Genomic DNA, 6,231 nt, shown 5'->3' with positions numbered 1-6,231 from the left:
CCGAAAAAGATCGTCGACCTGGAAGTGGAGTATGTTAAAAGCCTCGGCGTTCAGATCGTTTCCGACCATTTAGTCGATGATCTCAATGAGTTGTTAAATGATTATCAGGCGGTCTTTATCGGTTCCGGGGCCGGCCTGCCGAACTTTTTGGGCATTCCCGGCGAAAACTTGCCGGGAGTTTATTCGGCCAATGAATTTCTTTTTCGGGTCAATATGATGAAAGCCTACAAGTTCCCGGAATATTTAACTCCGGTCAAGATCGGCAAGCGGGTCGCGGTGATCGGAGCGGGGAACGTGGCGATGGATTCAGCCCGTGTTTCTCTCCGTTTGGGTGCGGAAGAAGCGCTGATCGTTTATCGTCGCTCCAGGGGGGAGATGCCGGCCCGCCGGGAAGAGATTGTCCGCTGTGAAGAAGAAGGGGTGAAGTTCCATTTGTTGACCGCTCCGATCGCTCTTAATCCGGACCAGTCCGGCTGGGTAAAGGAAATGGAGTGCGAAAAAATGGAATTGGGGGAACCGGATCAGAGCGGCCGCCGCAGACCGATAGCGGTCCCGCAATCCGAGTTCAAACTGCCGATCGACACGGTTATCGTCGCGATCGGCAATTCGCCAAACCCACTTATCCCTCATCGGAACCAGGAGCTGCGGGTAAACGAACGGGGGGGAGTAATTATCAATGATGCGCAGTCCACTTCTTTGCCGGGTGTTTTTGCCGGAGGAGATATTGTCCGCGGTTCGGCGACGGTTATCTCGGCGATGGGGGATGGAAAGCGGGCGGCCAGGGAGATTGACTCATATTTGCGCGCTGCTGGCCAGAGCCGCTGATATCAGGTATAATTTCAGCAAATGAAACTGGCTTTAGCCCAGATCAACCCAACCGTTGGCGACCTTGAAGGGAATGCCCGGAAAATCATTGACCATATAAACCGGGCTAAAGTTGGTGCGGCCGATCTGATAATTTTCCCGGAGCTCGCCCTGACCGGTTATCCTCCCGAAGACCTTCTTTTAAAACCGCAATTTATTGATGACAACCTGTCCTGGCTAAAAGGTGTTGCCGCTGCCGCCAAAGGGATCGCGGTCTGTCTGGGTTTTGTCGATAAACGAGGACGCAAACTCTATAACGCCGCCGCTTTTCTTGCTGATGGTAAGATCAAAACGATCTATCACAAAGCAAATTTGCCAAATTATTCGGTCTTTGATGAAAAAAGATATTTTGCGGAGGGGGACAAGCCGGCAATCGTCAATTATCGGGGAACAAAGATCGGACTTCTCATCTGTGAAGACCTTTGGGTCGATCCGGGGCCGTATCTGACCGAAGCCCGTCAGGGAGCCAGGCTTATTCTCAACATTAACGCTTCGCCATATCATTGCGGGAAGGTCCGCGAACGGGAAAAGCTGGTCAGGGCCAGAGCGAAACGGACCGGCGCTTATGTCGTGTATGTGAACATGGTCGGCGGTCAGGACGAGCTGGTCTTTGACGGCGGAAGTATGGTCGCTTCCCCGCGAGGGAAGTTGATCGCGGCCGCCGGACAATATCGCGAAGAGCTGCTTTTTGTTGATTTAAAAGATGGGGGAAAGGTTTCTCCCTGGCTGGACGATGAGGAAGAGGTTTATAACGCTCTTCTCCTTGGAGTTAAGGATTATGTTAATAAAAACGGTTTTTCCGAAGTAGTGATCGGATTGTCGGGCGGGATCGACTCTGCTTTGACTTTGGCGATCGCGGCCGACGCTCTGGGGCCGGAGCGGGTCCATGCCATTTTTATGCCTTCTGATTACACCTCCAGGCAGAGTTGTACCGACGCGAAAGAAGCTGCTTTCCGTCTTGGAGCAAAAATGGAAACACTGCCGATCAAAGAGCCGTTTAAACGGACCTTGAGCGAGCTTCGGCCGTTGTTTAAAGGCCGGCCGGAGAACATTGCCGAAGAGAACCTGCAAGCCAGGATCCGCGGCAATTACCTGATGGCCCTGTCCAATAAATTTGGCTGGCTGGTCCTGACGACCGGAAATAAGTCTGAAATGTCAGCTGGATATTGCACCCTTTACGGAGATATGGCCGGTGGATACGCGGTACTTAAGGATGTGCCAAAAACCCTGGTTTACCGGTTAGTGGACTGGCGCAATGCCCAGCGGGAAGTAATTCCCGGATCAATTATTGATCGGCCGCCGACCGCCGAGCTTAAGCCAAACCAGAAGGACCAGGACACCCTTCCCGAATATGAACTGCTCGACCGGATCATCAAGGAGTATGTTGAAGAAAACAAAAGTGTGGCGGAAATTGTTAAACTTGGTTGTCCAAGAGAGACGGTGGCTAGAGTAGCCGGTATGATCGATCGGGCCGAATATAAGCGCCGCCAGGCGCCGCCCGGGCCCCGGATAACCTCGCGGGCTTTTGGGAAGGATTGGCGGCTACCGATAACAAATAAATACAAGGAAAAGGTGAAATAATGGCGCTAACAAAACAGATGGCAGACGAAATAATGAAAAAATATCAGGGCGAAGCTAGGGGGGTGGCGTTTTTAACAGATGCAGAATATGTTAGGAAAAGGTGGGGCGCCGAAGGGTTAGCCAAAGTAAAGGAAGCCTTATGTGTTCTCGGATACCCGATTGAATATGAAAAGATCAAAGCTCTGGCCTGGCTGCCGCTTGGCCAGAGGGTCCTTTCAATGTCTGTCATTGTTGATACTTTCAATATGTCCCGGGCGGAAGTAGAAGAAATGGGGTATACCGCTCCTAAATTATCATTTTTAATGAAATGGGTGGTCAAATATTTTGCTTCAGTCAAAGAAACGATCGAACAGGCCCCGTTGGTTTGGAAGAAGCACTACACAAGCGGGGAACTGGAGACCATGAACCAGGAGGGAGACAATTATGCCTTAGTTAAAATTAAAGGTTTAGTTTTATCGGACAAATGGATCAACTATCTACAGGGGTTTTTGCGCCGGGTGACCGAGTATTCGACCGGGAAGCCCGTATTTTGTGAATTAATTAGCTCGACGGAATCGGAGGGAGCGCTGTATGAGTTTAAGCTTTGGTGGGATAAATGACCGCTGAAACTAACGTTGAACTGCTCCAGATCGCCGATTATATGGAGGATATGTGGGCTTTTCTGCCGATCCCCATCGTCCATGTCAGCCCGGTTGGGATCATTACCGACGCTGATCAGGCGGCGGCAGAATATTTTGGCCAAGCCAGAGAAGATATCATTGGCCAAAAATATGTCGATCTTTTTGACAACGTTGATCTGGCGGAAAAAATAGGAAGGGAAACGATCGGGGTCGGAAAGGTGGTTAACCGGGAATCTATGGCTAAAAAGAAGAGCGGTGAAACCTATCCGGTCTTGATCAGTACTCTGTTGCGCCGGGATGACCAAAATGTTGTGGTCGGCTTTTTTGCTTCTATAGTTGACCTGACCCAGTCCAAAAAAGCCGAAACAGAACTGGTTAAACTGGAAGAGCGATATCGCAACACTCTTGATTCGATGCTTGAAGGGTTTCAGATCATCGGGTATGACTGGCGCTACCTCTATGTTAATGATGTGTGCGCCAGGCAGGGAAAGAGAAAAAAAGAAGAACTTCTGGGTCATTCCATGATGGAGGCCTATCCGGGGATCGAAAAAACCGAGATGTTTTCGCGGCTCAAGCGCTGTATGGAACAGCGTGTCCCTTTCCGGATGGAAAACGAGTTTGTTTTTCCCGATGGAAGCCGGGGATGGTTTGAGCTTAATATTCAGCCGATGGCTGACGGTATTTTTGTGGTTTCGCAGGATATTTCCGAGCGGCGACGCGCCGCGACGGAGCTGGAAAAAAAGGTCAAAGAGCTCGAAGAGTTCCATTCGCTGGCGGTTGGCCGCGAACTGCGGATGATTGAACTGGAAAAAGAGAACGATAAGCTGCTGACTGAGTTGGGCCGCCCTCCCAGGTACGCCTCTTCTTGATTGTCTTACAAAGATGTAGTAAGATATACAATATTGTAGGGGATGTGAAATGCGGCAAACTTTTGTTGAAACGCTAATTGAGGTCAGCGCGGCGCTGGCCGCTTCGCTCGATCTGGAGAAGACCCTGAACTCCATTTTAATGGTCCTGGCTGATTCACTGGAGATGCAGCGCGGGACTATTACGCTGGTCGATCCAGCGACCAATGACCTGCGGATCGAGGTTGCATCCGGCCTGACCAGGGAAGAAAAAGAACGCGGCCGATATAAGATCGGTGAGGGGATCACCGGACGGGTTGTGGCGACCGGGCAGCCGATGGTTATCCCCGACATTGAAGCCGAGCCCCTGTTTTTGAACCGGACCCAGGCGAGACGAAACCTCAAAGAGAGAAAATTTGCCTTCCTTTGCGTACCCATTAAAGTCGGAAATAAAGTTATTGGCGCCCTCTCGGTAGATCGGCTGTTCAAAGGGGCGGTTTCTTATGAGGAAGATATCCGGGTTTTAACTATAATCGCCGCGATGGTCGGCCAGGCGGTCAAGCTGCGCGAACTGGCGGAAAAGGACAAGGAAATAGTCGTTTCAGAGAACATTAAATTGAAAAGAGAGTTAAAGGGGAAGTATAAATTCGGCAATATTATTTATAGTTCTTCAGTTATGGAGGCGGTGATGGAAGGGGCGGTCCAGGTGGCCGATAGCTCCGCGACTGTTCTGCTTGGCGGTGAATCCGGGACAGGGAAGGAACTGGTCGCGTCCGCAATTCACTATGCCAGTCCGAGACACGAAAAGCCTTTCATAAAAGTTGCCTGCGCCGCTTTGCCGGAAAACCTTCTGGAATCTGAATTGTTTGGTTATGAACGAGGCGCCTTTACCGGAGCGCAAGAGCGCCGGGCGGGTCGTTTTGAGCTGGCCAACGGCGGGACGATCTTTCTTGACGAAATAGGGGACTTGACCATTTCTACCCAGGTCAAACTGCTGCGGGTCCTGCAGGAGCGGGAGTTTGAACGGCTAGGTGGGTCTCAAGCGATCAAGGTTGATGTTCGGATTATTTGTGCGACCCATCGCAATTTGGAAGAGATGATCAGGGAAAGAAAATTCCGTGAAGATCTATATTACCGGATAAATGTTTTTCCAATTACCCTGCCGCCATTGCGGAAAAGAAAAGAAGACATCCCCCTGTTGGTTGATTATTTTATTGATAAATTTGGCAAGACAAACAAAAAAAAGATCAAAGGGATCAATCGAGCGGCGCTGGATTGTTTAATGGCGTATGCTTTCCCCGGTAACGTTAGAGAATTAGAGAATATTATTGAAAGGGCAGCGGTAATTTGTCAGAAGGAGATTGTTACCCCTAAAGAACTGCCGTCAAACCTGACCTCCCTTAAAGAGTTTGAGCTCAGTGTCCAAGGCGCCTTGTTGCCGGAGATCGTCGCCTCGCTGGAAAAGCAAAAGATTGAGGAAGCCTTGAAGCTTCATCGGACCCAGCGATCCGCCGCAAAGGTCTTGGGCTTGACCGAAAGAATGCTTGGGTACAAAATTGCTAAGTATAAGATCACAGCTTAAGCCCCCTCTTATGTATACAATAACGTAGGTCAACATACAATAACGTATCAATATTTCTCGTTAACCCCTCTGTTATGCTCAGGCAATAGAATTGCTTTGTTAGGGGTAAGGAGGGATCAGACATGAAAAATATGGTGCTTGCGGTTTTTGCGGTTTTTTTGTTGTTAGTGGGTGGTGCTTCGGCTACGCCGTCGACCCAGATCTGGAACCCGTCGACCGATATCCAGGGGGTTGGGGGCTGGCATTTTGGAATTGATGATTATTATACTGTTGAGGACCGGAGTTCAGGCGGCTACCAGTTCCAGACCGATTTGGGCCTGACCTACGGGCTGCTGCCTGGTTTGGAAGTGGGGGTCGATTCTTTCCTGCCGCCGGGCGCGCCGGGGAGTTCGTTAGCCTTCAACGTGAAATACGGTTTAGCTGAAGGAGAGATGATGCCGGCTTTGGCGATCGGCGGGTTCGGTTTTGGTCTGCAGCCGGGCGTGACCGATCTGAATGTAGTCTACGGGGTTGCCGCCAAGACCTTTGCTTTTGGGCGGCTCTCGGCCGGTTATTTCCTGGGTAATGAAAAGCTGCTGGTCGATACCAACGGCGCTAAGGATAACGCCGGTGTGATCGTGACCTGGGATAAAGCGGTGACCGACAAGATTTGGCTATGCGTTGATTATGCCGGGACGAAGTCGGCGCTCGGAGCTGCTTTTATCGGCGGTTCGTACGTTTTTTCGGCCAATACTTCAGT

The 6,231-nt window shown here is 50.6% G+C and carries 6 protein-coding genes; all 6 read left to right on the top strand.

The window, feature by feature from the left end:
* Positions 1–825 (top strand): FAD-dependent oxidoreductase (locus KKF06_02685; protein ID MBU1616676.1); only part of this gene is annotated, 825 nt, incomplete at its 5' end.
* Positions 826–846: 21 nt separating this feature from the next.
* A complete protein-coding gene (locus tag KKF06_02680; protein ID MBU1616675.1) occupies positions 847–2,445 on the top strand; it encodes an NAD+ synthase in 1,599 nt (532 codons plus the stop codon).
* The gene (locus KKF06_02675; GenBank protein ID MBU1616674.1) at positions 2,445–3,044 is read left to right on the top strand and encodes a hypothetical protein; all 600 of its coding nucleotides are present in this window, start codon (positions 2,445–2,447) and stop codon (positions 3,042–3,044) included. The genes KKF06_02680 and KKF06_02675 overlap by 1 nt, the downstream gene beginning before the upstream one ends.
* Positions 3,041–3,934, top strand: a complete 894-nt coding sequence (locus KKF06_02670) for a PAS domain-containing protein (GenBank protein MBU1616673.1) — start codon at positions 3,041–3,043, stop codon at positions 3,932–3,934. Before KKF06_02675 ends, KKF06_02670 begins: the two co-directional genes overlap by 4 nt.
* Positions 3,935–3,983: 49 nt before the next feature.
* Complete coding sequence (locus tag KKF06_02665; GenBank protein ID MBU1616672.1) at positions 3,984–5,492, top strand: sigma 54-interacting transcriptional regulator; 1,509 nt, start codon at positions 3,984–3,986, stop codon at positions 5,490–5,492.
* 122 nt (positions 5,493–5,614) lie between these two features.
* On the top strand, positions 5,615–6,231 hold a 617-nt coding region (locus KKF06_02660; protein ID MBU1616671.1), incomplete at its 3' end, for a hypothetical protein.

The organism is Candidatus Margulisiibacteriota bacterium (assembly GCA_018822365.1).
Taxonomy (GTDB): Bacteria; Margulisbacteria; WOR-1; order O2-12-FULL-45-9; family XYB2-FULL-48-7; genus XYB2-FULL-45-9.
The sequence above is the reverse complement of the archived record's forward strand: the minus strand, read 5'-3'. Positions and strand labels throughout refer to the sequence as shown.

What these genes read in the sequence shown, in the direction of transcription:
- KKF06_02665 (MBU1616672.1), top strand. Translation starts at nt 3,984, where the DNA reads ATGCGGCAAACTTTTGTTGAAACGCTAATTGAGGTCAGCGCGGCGCTG.
- KKF06_02680 (MBU1616675.1), top strand. Translation starts at nt 847, where the DNA reads ATGAAACTGGCTTTAGCCCAGATCAACCCAACCGTTGGCGACCTTGAA.
- KKF06_02670 (MBU1616673.1), top strand. Translation starts at nt 3,041, where the DNA reads ATGACCGCTGAAACTAACGTTGAACTGCTCCAGATCGCCGATTATATG.
- KKF06_02675 (MBU1616674.1), top strand. Translation starts at nt 2,445, where the DNA reads ATGGCGCTAACAAAACAGATGGCAGACGAAATAATGAAAAAATATCAG.